Source organism: Herbaspirillum sp. NPDC101396, from assembly GCF_044767365.1.
Taxonomy (GTDB): domain Bacteria; phylum Pseudomonadota; class Gammaproteobacteria; order Burkholderiales; family Burkholderiaceae_D; genus Herbaspirillum.
This window is the reverse complement of the sequence record NZ_JBIWNT010000004.1, coordinates 222,429-242,678: the sequence shown is the minus strand read 5'-3', so window position 1 is coordinate 242,678 and position 20,250 is coordinate 222,429. Positions and strand designations below refer to the sequence as shown.

13 protein-coding genes are annotated in these 20,250 nt (G+C 60.1%); 1 reads left to right on the top strand and 12 read right to left on the bottom strand.

All coding sequences use genetic code 11. The features are described 5' to 3' along the window. Positions 1-48 precede the first annotated feature (48 nt). From typA to ACIROY_RS14910, 9 genes are all read right to left on the bottom strand, one after another. Positions 49-1,884 carry a translational GTPase TypA gene (gene typA, locus ACIROY_RS14950; protein WP_116434894.1) on the bottom strand — a complete coding sequence of 612 codons (1,836 nt, stop codon included), beginning with the start codon at positions 1,882-1,884 and terminating at the stop codon, positions 49-51. Positions 1,885-2,039: 155 nt separating this feature from the next. Then, on the bottom strand, positions 2,040-2,993 hold the full coding sequence (gene truB, locus ACIROY_RS14945; protein WP_402342204.1) for a tRNA pseudouridine(55) synthase TruB: 954 nt from the start codon (positions 2,991-2,993) through the stop codon (positions 2,040-2,042). A 100-nt stretch (positions 2,994-3,093) separates the two neighbouring features. Beyond that, a complete protein-coding gene (gene rbfA / locus ACIROY_RS14940) occupies positions 3,094-3,483 on the bottom strand; it encodes a 30S ribosome-binding factor RbfA (protein ID WP_402342203.1) in 390 nt (129 codons plus the stop codon). A 123-nt stretch (positions 3,484-3,606) separates the two neighbouring features. Beyond that, positions 3,607-6,471, bottom strand: coding sequence for a translation initiation factor IF-2 (gene infB, locus ACIROY_RS14935; RefSeq protein WP_402278070.1), 2,865 nt, complete (start codon positions 6,469-6,471; stop codon positions 3,607-3,609). Between the two features lie 47 nt (positions 6,472-6,518). Continuing rightward, entirely contained in the window at positions 6,519-8,081 is a 1,563-nt protein-coding gene (nusA, locus tag ACIROY_RS14930; RefSeq protein ID WP_265211660.1) for a transcription termination factor NusA, read from the bottom strand. Further along, positions 8,078-8,566: a ribosome maturation factor RimP gene (gene rimP / locus ACIROY_RS14925; RefSeq protein WP_402342201.1), complete on the bottom strand. Its 489-nt coding sequence runs from the start codon at positions 8,564-8,566 to the stop codon at positions 8,078-8,080. The genes nusA and rimP overlap by 4 nt, the downstream gene beginning before the upstream one ends. 265 nt (positions 8,567-8,831) lie before the next feature. Continuing rightward, positions 8,832-10,811 carry a 23S rRNA pseudouridine(2605) synthase RluB gene (gene rluB / locus ACIROY_RS14920; RefSeq protein ID WP_402278071.1) on the bottom strand — a complete coding sequence of 660 codons (1,980 nt, stop codon included), beginning with the start codon at positions 10,809-10,811 and terminating at the stop codon, positions 8,832-8,834. Beyond that, a complete protein-coding gene (gene scpB, locus ACIROY_RS14915; RefSeq protein WP_402342199.1) occupies positions 10,798-11,826 on the bottom strand; it encodes an SMC-Scp complex subunit ScpB in 1,029 nt (342 codons plus the stop codon). The genes rluB and scpB overlap by 14 nt, the downstream gene beginning before the upstream one ends. Positions 11,827-12,285: 459 nt before the next feature. Further along, on the bottom strand, positions 12,286-14,421 hold the full coding sequence (locus ACIROY_RS14910) for an EAL domain-containing protein (protein ID WP_402278073.1): 2,136 nt from the start codon (positions 14,419-14,421) through the stop codon (positions 12,286-12,288). 380 nt (positions 14,422-14,801) lie between these two features. Between ACIROY_RS14910 and ACIROY_RS14905 the strand changes: the two genes are divergently transcribed. Next, positions 14,802-16,412: an FMN-binding glutamate synthase family protein gene (locus ACIROY_RS14905; RefSeq protein WP_402278074.1), complete on the top strand. Its 1,611-nt coding sequence runs from the start codon at positions 14,802-14,804 to the stop codon at positions 16,410-16,412. Between the two features lie 87 nt (positions 16,413-16,499). Here ACIROY_RS14905 and ACIROY_RS14900 read toward each other — a convergent pair whose 3' ends face one another. The 3 genes from ACIROY_RS14900 to alaS all read right to left on the bottom strand — a co-directional run bounded on the left by ACIROY_RS14900 (position 16,500) and on the right by alaS (position 20,019). Beyond that, positions 16,500-16,733 carry a sulfurtransferase TusA family protein gene (locus ACIROY_RS14900; protein WP_007876134.1) on the bottom strand — a complete coding sequence of 78 codons (234 nt, stop codon included), beginning with the start codon at positions 16,731-16,733 and terminating at the stop codon, positions 16,500-16,502. 95 nt (positions 16,734-16,828) lie between these two features. Further along, entirely contained in the window at positions 16,829-17,380 is a 552-nt protein-coding gene (locus ACIROY_RS14895; protein WP_116434885.1) for an NUDIX domain-containing protein, read from the bottom strand. Between the two features lie 14 nt (positions 17,381-17,394). Continuing rightward, the gene (alaS, locus tag ACIROY_RS14890; protein ID WP_402278075.1) at positions 17,395-20,019 is read right to left on the bottom strand and encodes an alanine--tRNA ligase; all 2,625 of its coding nucleotides are present in this window, start codon (positions 20,017-20,019) and stop codon (positions 17,395-17,397) included. Between the last annotated feature and the right edge of the window lie 231 nt (positions 20,020-20,250).

Below are 20,250 nucleotides of genomic sequence, written 5' to 3'. Positions count from 1 at the left end.
CTCCTGCCCTTCCTACCATTCTTGCCATTCCTCCACCGCCGACGGCAATTACGCGTCGCGCGATGCCTTCTTGCGCTCGTGTTCCTTCAGGAAACGCTTGCGCAGGCGAATGCTCTTCGGTGTGACTTCGACCAGTTCGTCGTCGTCGATGAATTCAACGGCGTATTCCAGCGACATTTCGATTGGCGGCACCAGGCGCACCGCTTCATCAGTACCGGACGAACGAACGTTGGTCAGTTGCTTGCCCTTGATCGGGTTCACGACCAGATCGTTGTCGCGCGAGTGGATGCCGATGATCATGCCTTCGTAGACCGGATCGTTGTGGCTGACGAACATGCGGCCGCGATCTTGCAGTTTCCAGATCGCGTAGGCAACGGCAGCGCCGTCGTCTTGCGAAATCAGCACGCCGTTGCGACGGCCGCCGAGTTCACCCTTGCTGTTGTCGACAGGAGCGTATTCGTCGAACACATGGCTCATCAGGCCAGTGCCGCGTGTCAGCGTCATGAATTCGCCCTGGAAGCCGATCAGGCCACGTGCAGGGATACGGTATTCCAGACGGACGCGCCCCTTGCCGTCCGGTTCCATGTTCTGCAGATCGCCGCGACGACGACCGAGTTCTTCCATCACGCCGCCCTGGCTGGTTTCTTCGACGTCGACGGTCAGGTTTTCATACGGCTCGTGGCGCACGCCATCGACCATCTTGAACACCACGCGTGGACGCGACACGGCCAGCTCGTAGCCTTCGCGACGCATGTTTTCGATCAGAATCGTCAGATGCAATTCGCCGCGGCCCGACACTTCGTAGGTCGAATCGTCGTTCTCAGCCTGCACGACGCGCAGCGCCATGTTGGCTTTCAGTTCGCGGTCCAGACGGTCGCGGATCTGACGGGTGGTCACGAACTTGCCTTCGCGGCCTGCCAGTGGCGAGTTGTTGACCATGAAGTTCATGGTCAGGGTCGGTTCGTCGATCTTCAGCATCGGCAGGCCTTCAGGCGTGTCCGGTGCACAGATGGTGGAACCGATGCTGATTTCTTCGATACCGTTGATCAGGACGATGTCGCCGGCCAGCGCTTCTTCGACAATCACGCGATCCAGGCCGCGGAAAGTCAGCACCTGGTTGATGCGCGCCTTGGTTGGCTTGTCGTCGGGACCGTTCATCCAGATCACGTCTTGCAGCGCTTTGACGCGACCGCGCAGGATACGGCCAACGCCGATCTTGCCGACGTAGGACGAGTATTCCAGCGAAGTGATTTGCAGTTGCAGCGGACCGTCCGGGTCATCTTCGCGCGCAGGAACGTGTTCCAGGATCGCGTCGAACAGCGGCTCCATGTTGCCGTCGCGGACGGTGTCTTCCAGGCCGGCGTAGCCCTTGAAACCCGATGCGTAAATGATAGGGAAATCCAGTTGCTCGTCGGTGGCGCCGAGCTTGTCGAACAGTTCGAACGTGGCGTTGACGGCCTTTTGCGGATCGGCGTTTTCGCGGTCGATCTTGTTGACCACGACGATAGGCTTGAGGCCCAGCGCCAGTGCTTTACGTGTCACGAAACGCGTCTGCGGCATCGGACCTTCTTGCGCATCGACCAGCAACAGCACGCTGTCGACCATCGACAGCACGCGCTCCACTTCACCGCCAAAGTCGGCGTGGCCCGGGGTGTCGACGATGTTGATGTGGGTGCCCTTGTATTCCACGGCGCAGTTCTTCGACAGAATCGTGATGCCGCGTTCTTTTTCGATATCGTTCGAGTCCATCACGCGGGCATCAACCTGCTGGTTGTCGCGGAAGGTGCCCGACTGACGCAGCAGCTGGTCGACGAGGGTGGTTTTGCCATGGTCAACGTGGGCGATGATGGCGATGTTACGAATAGCGCGTTTATTGTTTGACATGATTGAATTGAGTTGGTCTGCCGAATCCGAAGGGCTTAGGGAGGCCCTGAAAGGCGCGCATTATAGCATGTTGCGACGCACGAACTTTAAAAAGCCTAATAATTTCAAAGAGTTGCTGTACACATTACAAAGGCTGGCGACAGCAAAAAATTGCGCTATTCCGACAAGGTCGAAATCAGCCGTTCCGGCGCCAGTATGCCGAATTCCTGCATCAGTCCGGTGCCCAGAAGGCGACCGCTGCTTTCCTGATAAACCCTTGCCCGGCCTGACTCTGCGGGCAATGCAATACCTTCTTTACCGAGCGCCAGACGCTGTCCGTGCAAGAAGCGCTGCGTCAGCACATCGGTCAGCATCACCGCCGGAAACGTCGTCAGCAACCCGTCCACCGGCAGCAAGGCCTGCGTGCGTTGGCCGTCTTCCAGCGCGATGAATTCATCGAGCGTCACGCTGCCCTCCAGCGTCAACGCGCCGACGCCGGTGCGCCGCAATTGATTCAAATGCGCGCCGCAACCGAGCTCCGCGCCGATGTCTTCACCAAGCACCCGAATGTAAGTGCCCTTGCTGCACATCACGCGGATGCGCAGGAACGGCGCTTCATACGACAGCAGTTCCAGCTGATGGATCGTCACCTGGCGCGCCTCGCGCTCCAGCGTGATGCCGGCGCGGGCATATTCGTACAGCGGCTTGCCGTCGCGCTTGAGCGCGGAATGCATGGGTGGCACCTGGGAGATCGGACCGCGGAATTTCTCCAGCACCGCTTCGATCTGTTCCGGCGTGACGTCGACTGCCTTGGTGCTCAGTACTTCGCCTTCGGTGTCGCCGGTGTTGGTGACGATGCCGAAATGGACCACGGCTTCATAGGTCTTGTCGGCTTCCAGCAAATCCTGCGAGAACTTGGTAGCCTCGCCGAAACACAACGGCAGCAAACCGGTCGCGAACGGATCAAGCGTGCCGGTATGCCCCGCCTTCAAGGCATTGAGCAAACGCTTGGCCTTGATCAAGGCATCGTTGCTGGACCAGCCGACCGGTTTGTCCAGCAGCAGCACGCCATGCACAGGCACGCGCGGCGCTCTTGGCGGCCGGGAGGGTTGGGGCGATGATTGCGCCATGATTGTGTAGTCCGGGAATTTCTTGAATCGATGCGTCTTGAAACGATGCGGCGATGATTACTGGCGTGCGGTTAAGCGGCGCAATAACGCCGCTGCGAGCTCAACTCTCGTCGGCATCCTTGGCGCGGGTGGCATTGGCCTCGTCGATCAGGCGCGACATTTCAATGCCGCGCGCCGTCGAGTTGTCATGCACGAAATGCAATTCGGGCAAGGTGTGGATCGTCAAACGGCGGCCCAATTGTCCACGCAGGAAACCGGACGCCTTCGAGAGGCCGGTCACCGTATCCTGGATCGCCTGCTTGTCGTCCTTCAAGGTCGTAAAGAAAATCTTGGCATGCGCATAGTCCGGTGTCACTTGCACTTCCGTGATCGTGACCATCCCCACACGCGGGTCTTTCAACTCGAATGCAATGATTTCCGACAGATCGCGCTGGATCTGGTCGGCGACGCGCAAGCCGCGCCCGGGAATGGATTTGCTGTGTTTTGCCATGCTGGATTACTGACCTCGGCCGGCTCGCCAAAGCGGGACGGCATAAAAATTCTGTGCTGCTGTTGAATGAAACAAGGCGGGTGTTTGCTGCGCAGACACCCGCCCTCGTGACGACGGAGAGAATTACAAAGTACGCGCGACTTCCTGCACTTCGAAGATTTCCAGCTGATCGCCTTCCTGGATATCGTTGTAGTTCTTCAACGACAGACCGCACTCGAAGCCAGATTTGACTTCCTTGACGTCGTCCTTGAAGCGCTTGAGCGAATCCAGCTCGCCGGTCCAGAGCACCACGTTGTTGCGCAGCAGACGGACTTGCGAACCGCGCTTGACCAGACCTTCGAGGACGTAACAGCCGGCGATAGAGCCGACCTTGCTGACCACGAACACCTGGCGAATCTCGACCAGACCCAGGGCCTGTTCGCGCTTCTCCGGCGACAGCATGCCCGACATCGCCGCTTTCACTTCATCCACGGCATCGTAAATGATGTTGTAGTAACGGATGTCCACGCCATTGGCTTCGGCCAGCTTGCGGGCAGACGCGTCGGCACGGGTGTTGAAGCCGATGATGACCGCCTTCGATGCCACCGCGAGGTTGACGTCGTTTTCGGAAATGCCGCCGACCGCTGCATGCACCACCTGAACACGCACTTCGGCGGTGGACAGTTTTTGCAGCGATTGCACCAGCGCTTCTTGCGAACCTTGCACGTCGGTCTTGATGATCATCGGCAGGTTCTTGACCTCGCCTTCGGCCATCTGGTCGAACATGTTTTCCAGCTTCGCCGCCTGCTGCTTGGCCAGCTTGACGTCGCGGAACTTGCCTTGACGGAACAGGCCGATTTCACGCGCCTTGCGTTCGTCGGACATGACCACGACTTCTTCACCCGCGCTCGGCACTTCTGTCAGGCCCTGAATTTCAACAGGGATCGACGGACCGGCTTCGGTGATGCTCTTGCCGCTTTCGTCCAGCATCGCACGGACGCGGCCGTAAGCCGAACCCGCCAGCACGACGTCGCCGCGCTTCAGGGTGCCGGACTGCACCAGGATCGTCGCGACCGGACCACGGCCCTTGTCGAGCTTGGCTTCAATGACCAGACCCTTGGCCGGGACGTTGATGGCGGCTTTCAATTCCAGCACTTCGGCTTGCAGCAGCACGTTTTCCAGTAACGAATCGATGCCTTCGCCGGTCTTCGCGGACACGGAGATAAATGGCGCTTCGCCGCCGTATTCTTCCGGCACGACGCCTTCGGCAATCAGTTCCTGCTTGACGCGGTCCAGATTGGCGCCCTGCTTGTCGATCTTGTTGATCGCCACGACCAGCGGCACGCCGCCGGCCTTCGCGTGAGCGATCGCTTCCTTGGTTTGCGGCATCACGCCGTCGTCGGCGGCAACCACCAGAATCACGATGTCGGTTGCCTTGGCGCCGCGGGCACGCATGGCGGTAAACGCTTCGTGGCCCGGGGTGTCGAGGAAGGTGATCATGCCGCGCGGTGTTTCCACGTGGTACGCGCCGATGTGCTGGGTAATGCCGCCGGCTTCGCCGGAAGCAACCTTCGCACGTCGGATGTAATCCAGCAGCGATGTCTTACCATGGTCGACGTGGCCCATGACGGTAACCACAGGCGCACGCGCCAGCAGTTCTGCGTCAGGATGCTCAACGCCCTCTTCCAGCAATGCTTCCGGATCATCCTGCTTGGCAGCATGCGCACGGTGGCCCATTTCTTCCACCACGATCATGGCGGTTTCCTGGTCCAGCACCTGGTTGATGGTGACCATCTGGCCGAGCTTCATCAGATGCTTGATGACTTCGGAAGCCTTGACGGACATCTTGTGGGCGATCTCGGCGACGGTGATCGTTTCAGGGACGTGGACGTCCTTGATGATTGCTTCGGTCGGCGCCTGGAAATTGCTTTCGTGGTCGTCGTGATGCGAATTGCGGCGGCCCTTCGGACCTGCACGCCAGCCATCGCGGCCACCGGTGCCGGTGTTGCCGCGCGTCTTCATGCCGGTGCCGCGCTTCTTGGCGTCGTCCTGCCATGTCGACGAGACGTTGGCCGACTTGATCGACTTCTTGTCGACTGCAACCGGCGCCTTCTTGTCGTCTTTCTTTTCACCAGGCTTCTTGTCGGCGGGCTTGTGCAGCGTACCTTCGGAAGTCTTAGTGGCAGCGACCGGCGCAGGCTCGGGAGCCTTGATCACGCGGCGCGGCGCATTCATCATGGCCTTGATCTGGGCGACTTCGTCTTCCACGACCTTGCGGGCGCGGTCGGCGGCAGCTGCACGTTCAGAGGCTTCCTTGGCGACCTGGGCAACCTTCTTCTTGGCTTCTTCGGCGGCAGCGCGCTTCTTTTCCTCAGCGGCGGCATCTTCTGCCGATTTCGCTACAGGAGCAGCAGCACCGGCGCTCGGCTTGGCCTTGTCGGCAGTTTCTGCAGCAGCTTGACGAGCTTCTTCTTCAGCCGCTTGCTTGGCTTCCTGCTCAGCCTTCTGCGCTTCCAGTTCGGCCGCCTTGGCTTCCGCAGCGCGCTCGGCTTCGAGTTGCGCCAGACGTTCCTGCTTCTCGCGCAATTCAGCTTCCTGACGGGCGATCAGCTCTTCCTGGTGACGCGCTTCTTCCGCGCTTGGCTCGGCTTCAGTCGACTCAGGCGCAACAGTTGCCGGCTTGCCGGTTTCGTCCGCAGTCGGTTCATCGCGCTTAATGAAGGTGCGCTTCTTGCGCACTTCCACCTGGATAGTGCGTGACTTGCCCGTGGAATCGGCCTGTTTGATTTCGGTCGTTTCCTTGCGGGTCAGCGTGATTTTCTTCTTCTCGCCTTCCGGAGCTGCTCCGCGCACGCGGCGCAGATGCTCCAGCAAACGGTCCTTGTCTTCTTTTGACAAAGGATCGGACTCGGAGCTTTTTTCAACTCCTGCAGATCGCAGCTGGGTCAGTAGCAAATCCGCCGGCATTTTCAGCTCGGTGGCAAATTGGGCTACGTTGTTACTTGCCATTCAGTCCTCTTTTCTATGTGGCTCGGCGATGATGTGGTCCTGGAGGCTTACTGCTTTGCTTCCACGGTGGCCCATGCTTTGGCTTGCAGTGCCTTGGCACGCTCGTCGTATTTAGCATCGATGAGCTTCATTTCATCGTCGGTCACATCTTCAAATTCATTCTCAATCAGTTGGCGCGCGCGCTCGGCCGAAAGGGCCAGGATCGCGCCGAACTCGTCGTACGCCAGTGCGGCGAAAGCAGGCACGTTCTTGACACCCGCCAGGCCCAGCTTGCCGGCAACGACACGATCCATTTCTTCGAAATTGATCAGTTCTTCGTCCATGCCTTCCAGACCTTCTTCGGAGGCGATCGCCTCGGTCACCAGTGCATCGCGCGCGCGGTTGCGCAGTTCGTTGACGGTTTCTTCGTCGAAGGATTCGATCTCGAGCATTTCGTTGATCGGCACGTAGGCGATTTCTTCCAGGCTGGCGAAACCTTCTTCCACCAGGATGTCGGCGACTTCCTGATCGACGTCCAGCTTTTCCATGAACAGGATGCGGGTCGCGGCAGTTTCCTGCGCCGATTTGTCGGCCGATTCTTCCGCCGTCATGATGTTGATCTGCCAGCCGGTCAGCTCTGCTGCGAGGCGCACGTTCTGGCCGCCGCGACCGATAGCGATCGCCAGGTTTTCTTCGTCGACGACGACGTCCATGGCGTGCTTTTCTTCATCCACGACGATCGAGCTGACGTTGGCCGGAGCCAGCGCGCCGATGACGAATTGCGCCGGATCTTCCGACCACAACACGATGTCGACGCGTTCGCCGCCCAGTTCGCCGGTCACGGCCTGCACGCGCGAACCGCGCATGCCGACACAGGTGCCGATAGGATCAATGCGCTTGTCGCTGGTGAAAACCGCGATCTTGGCGCGTACGCCCGGGTCGCGTGCAGCCGACTTGATTTCCAGCGAGCCTTGTTCGATTTCCGGAACTTCCAGTTCGAACAGCTTCATGATGAATTCAGGCGCATTGCGCGACAAGATCACTTGCGGACCGCGTGCATTGCGGTCGATGCGCAGGATATAGGCGCGGACGCGGTCGCCGATACGCAGGTTTTCCTTTGGAATGGTCTGATCGCGCGGCAGGCGGGCTTCGATCTTGCCGGATTCGACGATGGCGTCGCCGCGTTCCATGCGCTTGATCGTGCCGGTCACCAGCGAATCGCCGCGCTCGAGGAAGTCAGCCAGGATCTGTTCGCGTTCAGCGTCGCGGATGCGCTGCAGGACCACTTGCTTGGTGTCCTGGGCAAAACGGCGACCGAATTCCACGGACTCGATCGGCTCTTCGATGTATTCATCGACGGCGATGTCAGGAATCTGTTCCTTGGCTTCGAAGTGCAAAACTTCCTGGTCGGGCAATTGCAAACCTGCTTCGTCAGGCACCACGTGCCAGCGACGGAACGATTCGAATTCGCCGCTTTCGCGGTCGATCGACACGCGGATGTCGACTTCGCCTTCGTAGCGTTTCTTGGTAGCTTGCGCGAGCGCATGCTCCAGTGCTCCGAAGACCACATCCTTATCGACGTTCTTTTCGCGCGCCAGCGCATCGACCAATAACAAAACTTCGCGACTCATGCTTTGCGACTCCTAAAATCCACTTTCGGCACCAGGCGTGCCTTATCCACATCGGCGAGCGTAAAGTCCAACAACGCTGCCGACCCATCGTTTGCTTCAAATTCCAGTTTTAAATTCTCGCCCTCGGGCACCCGCAAGATGCCTTGGAACGACTTGCGGTTGGCTGCGCCCGGCATCGGCATGCGCAGCTTGACGATTGCTTCCTGATCGGCAAAGCGCACATAGTCGCTGAGCTTCTTCAGCGGGCGATCAAGCCCGGGTGATGACACTTCCAGCCGTTCGTAGTTGACGTTTTCGACTGTAAACACGTGCAACAGCTGATGCGTGACTTTTTCACAATCCTCGACCGTGATCGGGCCCTTGTCGGCGTCGGCGAACGGGAAATCGATAAACACGCGCACCAGACCGCGGTCCGCTTTCTCGAGGTCGACCAGTTCGTAGCCCATGCCCGACAGGGTGGTTTCAATCAGATCCAGCAATTGCAAGGAAATCTCTCCGCGCTTCGTTCTGCGCATTTCAAACAGCCAGCACAGACACGTCAATTTGTTCAGCAAAAAAAAAATGGGCATCTGCCCATCGTTCTTATCGTTTATTCAACTACAGACCGCTTCACGATGTATTTCGCCGTGAAGACACCCCCGTTAACTTGCGCATTATAACCGATTACGGTATGTCCGGCAATTCAAGATTGCCGGACATACCGCAGACAGCCCGATATTTCCAAAAAGAAATTCCCGAGCAATCAAAGACTTATCCGCGTCGACGACGCTGCTGACCGCCCGCGCCCATCCCTTGCCCGGGCATACCACCACCGCCACCGCCGCCGCCATTGCGTTGCGGGCGGTTATGACGACGTTGACCGGCATCCGGGAAGCCCAGCGCCGTCTGCAACGGGTCAGGCTGACGCGGCTTGTTGCTCTGCGGACGCCCCCCCTGTCCTTGACGCGAACCCTGGCCTTGACCCTGACGCGCCCCCTGCCCTTGACCTTGCCAGGACGGTTGCTGGTCGCGACGCGGACCACGTGGCTGCATCGGATTGGCGTTGGCGTTGCTGCGCGGCTGGCTGTCGCCGTTGCCACGATTGTCGCTGTTGCCACGATTATCGCCGTTGCGATTGCCGCCGCCTTTGGACTTGCCCGACGGCGCTTCGGCGCCGCCTGTTTTTTCCAGACCGCACACCGTCAGCAGCGTGCGCACGGCGTTTTCTTCCAGTTCTTCCCAACGACCACGCTTCAAACCTTGCGGCAGCGTCATGACGCCGTAACGGGTACGAATCAGGCGCGACACGGTCAGGCCGATGGCTTCGAACATGCGGCGCACTTCGCGGTTACGGCCTTCGCCGATAGTCACGCGATACCACTTGTTGACACCTTCGCCACCGCCGTCGGCGATTTTGGAAAACTGCGCCACGCCGTCATCGAGCTCGACGCCGTGCAGCAGCTTCTGGCGCATGCCTTGCTCCAGCTCGCCCAGCGTACGCACGGCGTATTCACGCTCGATGTTGTAGCGCGGGTGCATCAGGCGGTTTGCCAGATCACCGGAGGTTGTAAACAACAGCAAACCTTCGGTGTTGAAGTCGAGGCGACCGACGGCCAGCCACTTGGCCGCCTTCATGTTTGGCAGGCGATCAAATACCGACGCGCGGCCTTCGGGGTCGTTATGACTGACGATTTCGCCGGCCGGCTTGTGATACACCAGTACGCGCGGCGGTTTCTTGCTGACTTTGCGCTGCAGCAACTTGCCGTTGATGCGGACCTGGTCGGTCGGCAGGATGCGTTGACCGATATGGGCAGGCTCGCCGTTGACCGACACGCGGCCGGCCACGATCAGCTCTTCCATGTCGCGGCGCGAACCGAGACCGGAATCGGCCAGCACTTTGTGCAGTTTGGGCGCGTCGTCTTCCGACGTCAGGTCGCGGCGGCCGTTCTTGCCGCGCAGCTGATGCGTGCCGCGCGCGCCGCTGCGGGCGCCGTCTTCCTTGTCGTAGGCGTCGGAGGTGACGAACGAAAACACGTCGTCGCCGGCGTCATGCGAACGCAAACCCAGTTGCGGCGCTTTTGGCTTGCCGCCCTTGGCGAATGGTTTCTTGCCTTTTTGCTGGCGATTGCGATCCTGCCCCTGACCGTCGCGGCGCGATTCCGCCATGGCCTGGTCGGCCACAGGAACCGGCGCATTGGCATCTGCCTGAACCGGCTGCTCGTCGCCTGCAACCGTATTGTGTTGTTCGCCTTCACCGGCTTCAGCGGCGCGCTGCGCGGCGCGATTGTTGCGCAAAGCGCGCGGTCCGCGTACGCCACGGCGTGCAGGCTTGGTACGGGCGCTGTCGGTCGGCGCATCGAGCAGGACCGGCGCGGCAGTGACTTCTTCACCAATGGTGACGATGACTTTGGGAGCTTCTGCGGTAACGGCCTCGGCGACCGGAGCGGCATCGGCAACCACCTTCTTGACGCGCGGCGCACGCTTCTTCGGCGCGGGCGCATCGGCGGCGGCATCAGCTGCGACCGGCGCAGGCGCAGCCGTTTCAGCCGGCGCTTCCGCAGCGACGACCTTTTTGGCACGCGGCTTGGCCGGCGCCTTGGCGGGCTTTTCGGCCGGCGCTACTTCGGCGACGACGTCTTCCGCCGCAACTTTCTTGGTGCGCTTGCGGACCGGCTTGGCAGCGGTGGCGTTATCGGCTGCGGCGCCGAGCAGGTCTACCTGCTGATCATCATTGGAACTAGATGGTTTCATTATTTGAATCGCGGTTATTCAGACCGGGCGCGGCGTCACTTGCGTGGCCGGAGGCGGGGTCGTTGGTGTGAATGTCTTCAGCAGAAGCAGGGCTTTCAGCCTGCGCTTCTTCGTGATTGGCGACGCTTGGTGCGATGGCATCCACGTCATTCTCGATGTCTTCTCCGGGAATTTCTTCCACGGCAGCTCCGGCAACCGTCTCTTCAGCCACATCGGCGGCTTCGGCTACATCCGTTGCATCCGCCTCGTCGGCGAACTCAGCCGGTTCGGCAACTTCTTCGGTCGTCAGTTCCACGGCAATGCCGTCGGCAACTTCGGCAATCTCGGCCGCGTCGACAGATTCAGCAGATTCGCCGGCGGCGGGAATAGCAGCAGCAGCAGCAGCAGCAGCCTCCGCTTCGCCTTGGGCAAGCAGATCGGCCTGCATGCCTGCTTCCAGCGCCTGCAATTCCAGCAATGCACCCGGATCGACTACACCGTCCTTGGTCACGGTCTTCAACGGCGGCAACTGATCCAGCGAAGTCAGACCGAGGTCGTCGAGGAACTTCCTGGTCGTCGCAAACAGCGCCGGGCGGCCTGGCACGTCGCGATGGCCGATGGCCTCGATCCAGGCGCGGTCTTCCAGCAACTTGACGGTCTGGGTACTGACCGTCACGCCGCGAATCTCTTCGATGTCGCCGCGGGTGACCGGCTGGCGATAGGCAATGATGGCCAGGGTTTCAAGCGTGGCGCGGGTATATTTCGGCGGCTTTTCCGGATTCAGGCGATCCAGGTAGACCTTCATGTCGGCCCGGCTCTGGAAACGCCAGCCTGTCGACAGGCTGACCACTTCCACGCCCTTGTCGATCCAGTCTTCGCGCAGTTCTTCCAGCATCTGCCGGATGATGTCCGCAGTTATTTCACTGACGGCATCGTCACCTGAGACATAAAGTTTCTTCAGTTCGTTGATTGATAATGGCTCGTGGGCACATAGCAATGCTGTTTCGAGGACTTTCTTGGCCTCAATAGTATTCATGTACGACTCGTGTGCGGCTTGTTTAATAAAAGTTCGCGGCTGACTATTCGATATATCGGAGATACGGACTATACGAAGCCTGGCTGCGCGGGTTGAGTTTCATCACAGCGCCAACGGTGCTGCCAGGTTGTCGAACCTGAATATGCTGCCTGATGCTGTTGGTGCTGCTTCCCGGCGCTCGATTTATAGGAGGTTGAAGATGAGCGGGAAAATAAGGCTTGGTTGCGAACACAGAATCTTGAGTTCCCAGATTCTCGCACCATTTCAACTTTTGACCTTGCAGGCGGCGCCGAGCTGAGTTTTCGGGTGGCCGGAGGCAAAATGCAAAATATACTGCGCGGAGTTTAGCACAAAGGTCCGGACGGTTGTCGTCTCAATCGCGCAGCGTTGCAGCAGTCAGACAGTATTGGCGACGTAACTGAAAGGCAACAAGTCCCGGCTGCCGCGCGGTTGGCCGGGTCAGCCGGCCGCCTTCTTTTCCAGCTCCAGCCGGCGCGTGAAATCCTCCGCCGGCATCGGCTTGCCGAGCAGATAACCCTGCACCTCGTCGCAGCCGTTTTCCAACAGGAAGTTGTATTGCTCCTGGTCTTCCACCCCTTCGGCGATCACCCGCAGGTTGAGGATGTGGCCCAGAGAAATCACCGCCTTGACGATCGCCGCGCTATCGGCGTCGCGGGCGATATCGCGCACAAAGGACTTGTCGATCTTCAGCGCATCCACCGGGAAGCGGCGCAGGTAGCTCAGGCTCGAATAGCCGGTGCCGAAGTCGTCCACCGACACCTGCAAACCCAGGCGCTTGAGTGCATTGAGCGTGGCGACGGTCTTTTCGGCATCCTTCATGACGACGTTTTCGGTAATTTCGAGCTCCAGCCAAGCGGCGGCGAGGCAGCTCTCGGCCAGCACCTGGCGCACAAACTCGGGCAGATTCTGGTCGAGCTGGCGCGGCGACAGGTTCACCGCCACCGGAATCGGCACCAGACCGGCGTCCTGCCATGCCTTGTTCTGGGCACAGGCGGTACGCAACACCCATTCGCCGATCGGCACGATCAGGCCGGCTTCTTCCGCAAACGGGATGAAACGGTCCGGCGGCACCATGCCCTGGTCCGGCGTGATCCAACGGATCAGCGCCTCGGCGCCGATGATGCGACCGCTGGCCAGGCTGATCTTGGGCTGGTAATACAGCTTGAATTCATCGCGGTCGAGCGCGCGCCGCAGACTGACCAGCATTTCCAGGCGATTGCTGACCTGCGCGTCCATCCAGCCGGCGAAATACTGGAAGTTGTTGCGCCCCAGCTCCTTGGCCTTGTACATGGCCGAATCGGCGTTCTTGAGCAGCGTTTCGACATCGCGGCCGTCGGTCGGACAGCGACTCACGCCGATGCTGCAGGTGACGTGGAATTCGCGATCACCTACCACCCACGGCCGCGCCACGGCGGTCAGGATGCGCTGCAGGACTTCGGTGATGCGGTTTTCGTCTGGCTGATTCTGCAGCACCAGCACGAATTCGTCGCCGCCCTGACGCGCCACCATGTCGGTTTCCCGCACGCAGGACACCAGCCGCTGAGCCACGGTCTTGAGCAGTTCGTCTCCGACCTGATGACCGAGACTGTCATTGATGAATTTGAACTGGTCGAGATCGACGAACACCACCGCCGTCAGCGTGCCCTTTTGCCGCGTGCTCTGGATCGCGCGCTGCAAGTGGCTGTGCAGCATGGTGCGGTTGGGCAGCCCGGTCAACGCATCATGCGTGGCCTGATGACGGATTTCGGCTTCGTACAACTTGCGTTCGGTGATGGCTTCGACGGTGCCTTCATAAAACATCAGGGTGCCGGCCTCGTCGCGCACGGCGCGTGCGTTTTCGGAGATCCAGATGATCTCGCCGTCGCGACGGTAGACGCGCGATTCGAAGTTCGACACCGAACCGAAGTCGGCCATCATGCGCATGAATTCAGTGCGGCGCTCCGGCTCCACATACAGCTGATGCTTGATGTCGCGCAGGCTGACGATCAGGTCATCTGCCGACTTGTAGCCGTAGATGCGCGCCAGCGCCGGGTTGACCGCAATGTAGCCGCCGTCCGGGGTCGACTGGAACACGCCTTCGATGGCGTTTTCAAAGATGCTGCGGTAACGCCGCTCCGCTTCCAGCAAGGCTTGGTCTGCCTCCTTGCGTGCGGTCACATCCTGCACGTAGCCTTCCAGCGCATCCAGCGTTCCGGCGGCATTGTAGATGCCGACGCCGCGCTCCCACACCCAGCGCATTTCGCCGTCGGCGCGCACGATGCGGTATTCGAGCTCGAAGCGGCGCTTACCGTCCAGGCAGGACTGGATGGTCTGGCGCACCTTTTCGCGATCGTCGGGATGGGTAATATCTTCGTACGAGATACGGTGATTGAACAGCAGGTCTTCGGGTTGGTAACCGGTCAGCTCCAGACAGCCCTCGCTGACGAATTCCATGGTCCATTCTTCGTCGTCGCGGCAGCGATACACCATGCCGTCCAGATTGGCCAACAAGGTTTCAAGCAAGCGCGGTGGCCTGGCAATGGACGTGATGGCGGCAGCATTGTCAGGCGGAATCACGGAAGCGACGATCTTCATAAATGGGTTACACAATCAATGCCAGACGGCAACAACGAAAGGGAACGAACGGAAAACCAATGGAAACAGCAATTGATGTAGCGGACTACACGACGCCTAAGTAGTGGTGCGTGCTTTTTTTGATCACAATAAGCAATAACAATGCCACTCAACGATCCGCCCCGCCGGAGCAGGCCCAGCACAAACTCTTGAGTATGTATATCCAGAAAGCAATACCCGTGCCGCTTTGCGGCCGATGCGTCAGCATGACAACGCACCAACTTGGCGCACATCTGAAGCGGCAGTGATTGCCGTAAACACCATTCTTTTCGACCCATACCGCCACCTTGGCAGCAGTAGAATCCCAACACCGCCTGACAAACAACAAAAAGGACGCTGGTATGTGGGCAACTCGTTACCTGATCTTGTGGTTCATGATTTTTCTGACGCTGGCGCTGGCCATCCTCGCCTCGGACCATATGGTCAGCTGGTGGTGGGCCGCAGCGCCGCTGGTGCTGAGTGTGATCGGCGTGCGCGACATCGTGCAACGCCGCCATGCAGTGCTGCGCAACTATCCGCTGATGGGCCATTTCCGCTTCATGTTCGAAGCGATCCGTCCGGAACTCCGCCAGTATTTCTTTGAAGGTGAAAACGACGGCGCGCCATTCACACGCAAGAAGCGCAGCGTGGTCTACCAGCGTGCCAAGGCGGACGTCGACAGCCGCCCGTTCGGCACCGAACTCGACGTCAAGCTGGCCGGCTACGAATGGATCGGCCACTCGCTGTCGCCGACCAAGATCGCCAGCCACGACTTCCGCGTCACCGTCGGCGCAGGACTCGCGCAACCGTATTCGATGTCAGTCTTCAACGTCTCGGCGATGAGCTTCGGCTCGCTGTCTTCCAACGCCATCCGCGCGCTCAATCAAGGCGCAAAAAAAGGCAACTTCGCGCATGACACCGGCGAAGGATCCATTTCGGCCTATCACCGCGAATTCGGCGGCGACCTTGTCTGGCAGATCGCCTCGGGGTATTTCGGCTGCCGCCATCCGGACGGCAGTTTCGACGAAGAAAAATTCACAGTCCAGGCCAACGCGCCGCAAGTGAAAATGATCGAAGTGAAGTTGTCGCAAGGCGCCAAGCCGGGCCACGGCGGCGTGCTGCCGGCGGCCAAGATCACACCGGAAATCTCTGCCACGCGTGGCATCCCGATGGGTGTCGACTGCATTTCGCCGGCGGTGCACTCGTCGTTCTCATCACCGATCGGCTTGCTGCAATTCATAGAAAAACTGCGCACGCTGTCGGGCGGAAAACCCACCGGCATCAAGCTGTGCGTCGGCCATCCCTGGGAATTCTTCGGCATCGCCAAGGCCATGCTGGAAACCAATATCGTGCCCGACTTCATCACCGTCGACGGCGCTGAAGGCGGCACCGGCGCCGCGCCGCTGGAGTTCACCGACCACGTCGGCATGCCGCTGCAGGAAGGCCTGCTGATGGTGCACAACACGCTGGTCGGCATCGGCATGCGCGACCGCGTCAAGATCGGCGCCAGCGGCAAGATCATCACCGCCTTTGACGTCGCCCGTACGCTGGCGCTCGGCGCCGACTGGTGCAACTCGGCGCGCGGCTTCATGTTCGCGCTCGGCTGCATCCAGTCGCAGAGCTGCCACACCGACCGCTGTCCTACCGGCGTGGCGACACAGAACCCGACGCGCGCGCGTGCGCTGGTGGTGCCGGACAAGGCCGAACGCGTCTACCGCTTCCACCAGAGCACGCTGCACGCACTGCAGGAACTGGTGCAGGCGGCCGGCTTGCCGCACACCTCGGCGCTGCGTCCGTTCCACATCGTCCACCGCATCAACGATCATGAAATCCAGCTGCTGTCGGAGATGCTCAAATACCTGGAACCGGGCGACCTGATCACCGGCAATTACCGTTACCAGGTCTACGAAAAATACTGGCCGATCGCACGTGCCGAAAGCTTCCATCCGGAAATCGGCAGCGCCTTCCACTGACTTGTTTTACGCGGCGTGGCCAGAATGGCACGCCAATGAAAAACGCCCGCAATTGCGGGCGTTTTTATTTTCAACTGATCTGCGAAATTATTTACGCTTCATGAAGAAAATGAATTCCTGATTCTCTTGCGACTGCGACAGCAAATCGTTGCCGGTCTGCTTGGCGAAGGCCTGGAAGTCGCGCACCGAACCGGTGTCGGTCGCCGTCACGCGCAATACCTGACCGCTCGACATGTCGGCCAATGCCTTCTTGGTTTTCAGTATCGGCAGCGGGCAATTCAGGCCCCGTGCATCCAGCTCTCTGTGAAATTCAATAACCATACTGTGAATCAAAAATTCCTAGTGATCGTTCGAGAATTCTACTCCAACCTGAACCGCCTTGGTGCGTCGCAACATACTATGTTGTATTTCGCGCACTACTGTTGTGCAGGGGAAACTAGCGGGGTGGATGAGCCGGCGAATTCCACGAACTGGACCGGCAAATCATGCCGCCGCATCCACTCCGCCACAGCGTATCCCGTACCCGCAGGCCAAGGCCGCAAATCGGGTGGCGCCACCAGGCGATACTCCAGCAATTCCGGCGACAACTTGATCTGGCCCGAGGCTTTCACGTGATACGCAATGATCAGTTCATTCTTGCGCATGAACTCATAAACGCCGATCAGGGTGATCTGGTTGGCATCCAGATCGGTTTCTTCTTTAATTTCTCGCGCAATGCCCTGCTCCGGCGTTTCGTCGCGCTCCATGAAGCCGGTAATCAGCGCGAAACGGCCTTCCGGCCATGCAGCATTACGCGCCAGCAACATCTTGCCGTCGATCTCGACCAGCGCCGCCAGCACCGGCAAGGGATTATCCCAGTGGGTCCAGTGACCTTCGGGACAGGCAAGCCGCAGCTTGCCCGCCTCTTGCTCGTCGGCGCGCATCACCAGCGAGGCGGCGCAGACGGGGCAGAACTTGAAGTCGCTCATGGGCGTATCCGCGCTCAGGCTTTTGCGCCGACCCAGGCCGCGACGCCTTCCAGCGCCTTCGGCAAACCGCTTGGATCGGTGCCGCCGGCTTGCGCCATGTCGGGACGTCCGCCGCCCTTGCCGCCGACTTGCTGGGCGACGAAGTTGACCAGTTCACCGGCCTTGACCTTGGAAGTCGCATCGGCAGTGACGCCGGCGATCAGACTGACCTTGCCGTCCTTGACCGAAGCCAGCACGATGGCCGCTGTCTTGAGCTTGTCCTTGAGCTTGTCCATGGTTTCGCGCAGCGTGGCGACATCGGCGCCTTCCAGCGTCGCCGCCAGCACCTTGATGCCGTTGACGTCGACCGCTTGCGTGAGCAATTCGTCACCCTGGTTGGACGCCAGCTTGGACTTCAGCGAGCTCAATTCTTTTTCCAGCGCCTTGACGTGATCCTGCACCTGCGCGATGCGCTGAGTCAGTTCTTCCGGTTGCGCCTTCAGGGCCGCAGCCGCCTCGGCAACACGATTGCTCAAGGTCTGCACCAGCGCCAGTGCGCCTTCGCCGCTGACGGCTTCGACGCGGCGGATGCCCGCTGCAACGCCGCCTTCGGCAACGATCTTGAACAGGCCGATATCGCCGGTGCGCGACACGTGCGTACCGCCGCACAGTTCACGCGAGGAACCGATCGACAGCACGCGCACTTCGTCGCCGTACTTCTCGCCGAACAGTGCCATTGCGCCGGCGCCGACGGCGGCGTCGTAGCCCATCAGCTTTGCTTCTGTGGCGACATTGGCGAGAATTTCGCGATTGACGATTTCTTCGACGCGGCGGATTTCATCGGCGCTCATCGGCGCGTTGTGGCTGAAGTCGAAACGCGTCTTGTCGGCGTCGACCAGCGACCCCTTTTGCGACACATGGTCGCCCAGCACTTCGCGCAGCGCCTTGTGCATCAGGTGGGTGGCCGAGTGATTGCGCATGGTTTGCGCGCGCTGCTCGCCGTCGACCCGGGCGTCCACGGTGTCGCCCACCGCCAGCGAACCCTTGACCAGGCTGCCGTGATGACCGAACACGTCGGGTTGAATCTTTTGCGTATCGGCCACTGCGAACAGGGCATCGGCGGCTTCGAGCACGCCGGCGTCGCCCGACTGGCCGCCCGATTCGGCGTAGAACGGCGTGGTATCGAGCACCACGATAGCGTCCTGCCCGGCTTCGACCTTGGCGACTGCGCTGCCGTCAACGTACAGCGCAGTGACCTTGGCCTGCTGCGTCAGCGCGTCATAGCCGACGAATTTGGTCTTGTCGCCGCTGTATTCGATGCCGGCGGCCAGCTTGAACTTACCGGCGGCGCGGGCCGTCGATTTCTGGCGCTCCATGGCCGTGGCGAAACCGGCTTCATCCAGTTCGACATTGCGTTCGCGGCAGATGTCGGCGGTCAGGTCGAGCGGGAAACCATAGGTGTCGTACAGCGTGAAGGCAGTCTCGCCGTCGAGCTTGGCGGCGTTTTTAGCCAGCGCGGCTTCGAGGATCTTCATGCCGTGTTCCAGCGTTTCGCCGAAACGTTCTTCTTCCTGCTTGAGGACTTGTTCGACGCGCGCGGCGGCGGCCGGCAGTTCCGGATAGGCAGCGCCCATTTCGGCGACCAGGTCCTTGACCAGCTTGTAGAAGAACGGCTGGGTCTGGCCCAGCTTGTGGCCGTGACGCAGCGCGCGGCGGATGATACGGCGCAGCACATAGCCGCGGCCTTCATTGCCGGGAATGACGCCGTCGACGATCAGGAAGGACGTGGCGCGGATGTGGTCGGCGATGACCTTGAGCGAATTGTTTTCCAGATCGGTGACATTGGTCTCGCGCGCAGCGGCCTTGATCAGTTTCTGGAACAGGTCGATCTCGTAGTTGCTGTGCACGTGCTGCAGGATAGCAGCCAGACGCTCCAGGCCCATGCCGGTGTCGACGCACGGCGCCGGCAGCGGGGTCAGCGTGGCTTCGCCGGTCTTCGGATCGATCTGGCGGTCGAACTGCATGAACACGTTGTTCCAGATTTCGATGTAACGGTCGCCGTCCTGCTCCGGGCTCCCCGGAGGACCGCCCCAGACGTCGGGACCGTGGTCGTAGAAAATTTCCGAGCAGGGACCGCAGGGGCCGGTGTCGGCCATTTGCCAGAAATTGTCGGAAGCGTAAGGCGCGCCCTTGTTGTCGCCGATGCGCACGATGCGCTCTTTCGGCAGGCCGATGACCTTGTGCCAGATATCGTAGGCTTCATCGTCGGTTTCATAGACGGTGGCCCACAGTTTTTCCGCAGGCAGGCCGTAGACCTTGGTCAGCAGCTCCCAGGCCCAGACCAGCGAGTCGTGCTTGAAATAGTCGCCGAAGGACCAGTTGCCCAGCATTTCGAAGAAGGTGTGGTGACGCGCGGTGTAGCCGACATTTTCCAGATCGTTGTGTTTGCCGCCGGCGCGCAGGCAGCGCTGCACGGACGTGGCGCGCACGTAATTGCGCTTGTCGGTGCCCAGGAACACGTCCTTGAACTGGACCATGCCGGAGTTGGTAAACAACAAGGTGGGGTCGTTGCCCGGCACCAGGCTGGACGAACGGACAATGGTGTGTCCCTTGGATTCAAAGAATTTCAGAAACTTGTCGCGGATTTCGGCTGAGTTCATGTTCTAGGACTGTAAAGAAAACGGTGCAAAAATGATGTGGCAGAGAAGGCTGTTGTAAACCGGCTGCTGTGAACCCGTGATTATACGTGATTAGCCCTCCCGCAATCATGGTCGGCAAGGCCTGCTGGACGTTTGCCCGATGTTTGCCGCAAGTCAACACGGCCGATCGGGAAAAAGACGTAAAAAAACCCGTTCGGATTGCTCCCAACGGGTTAATGGCGATATCAACCT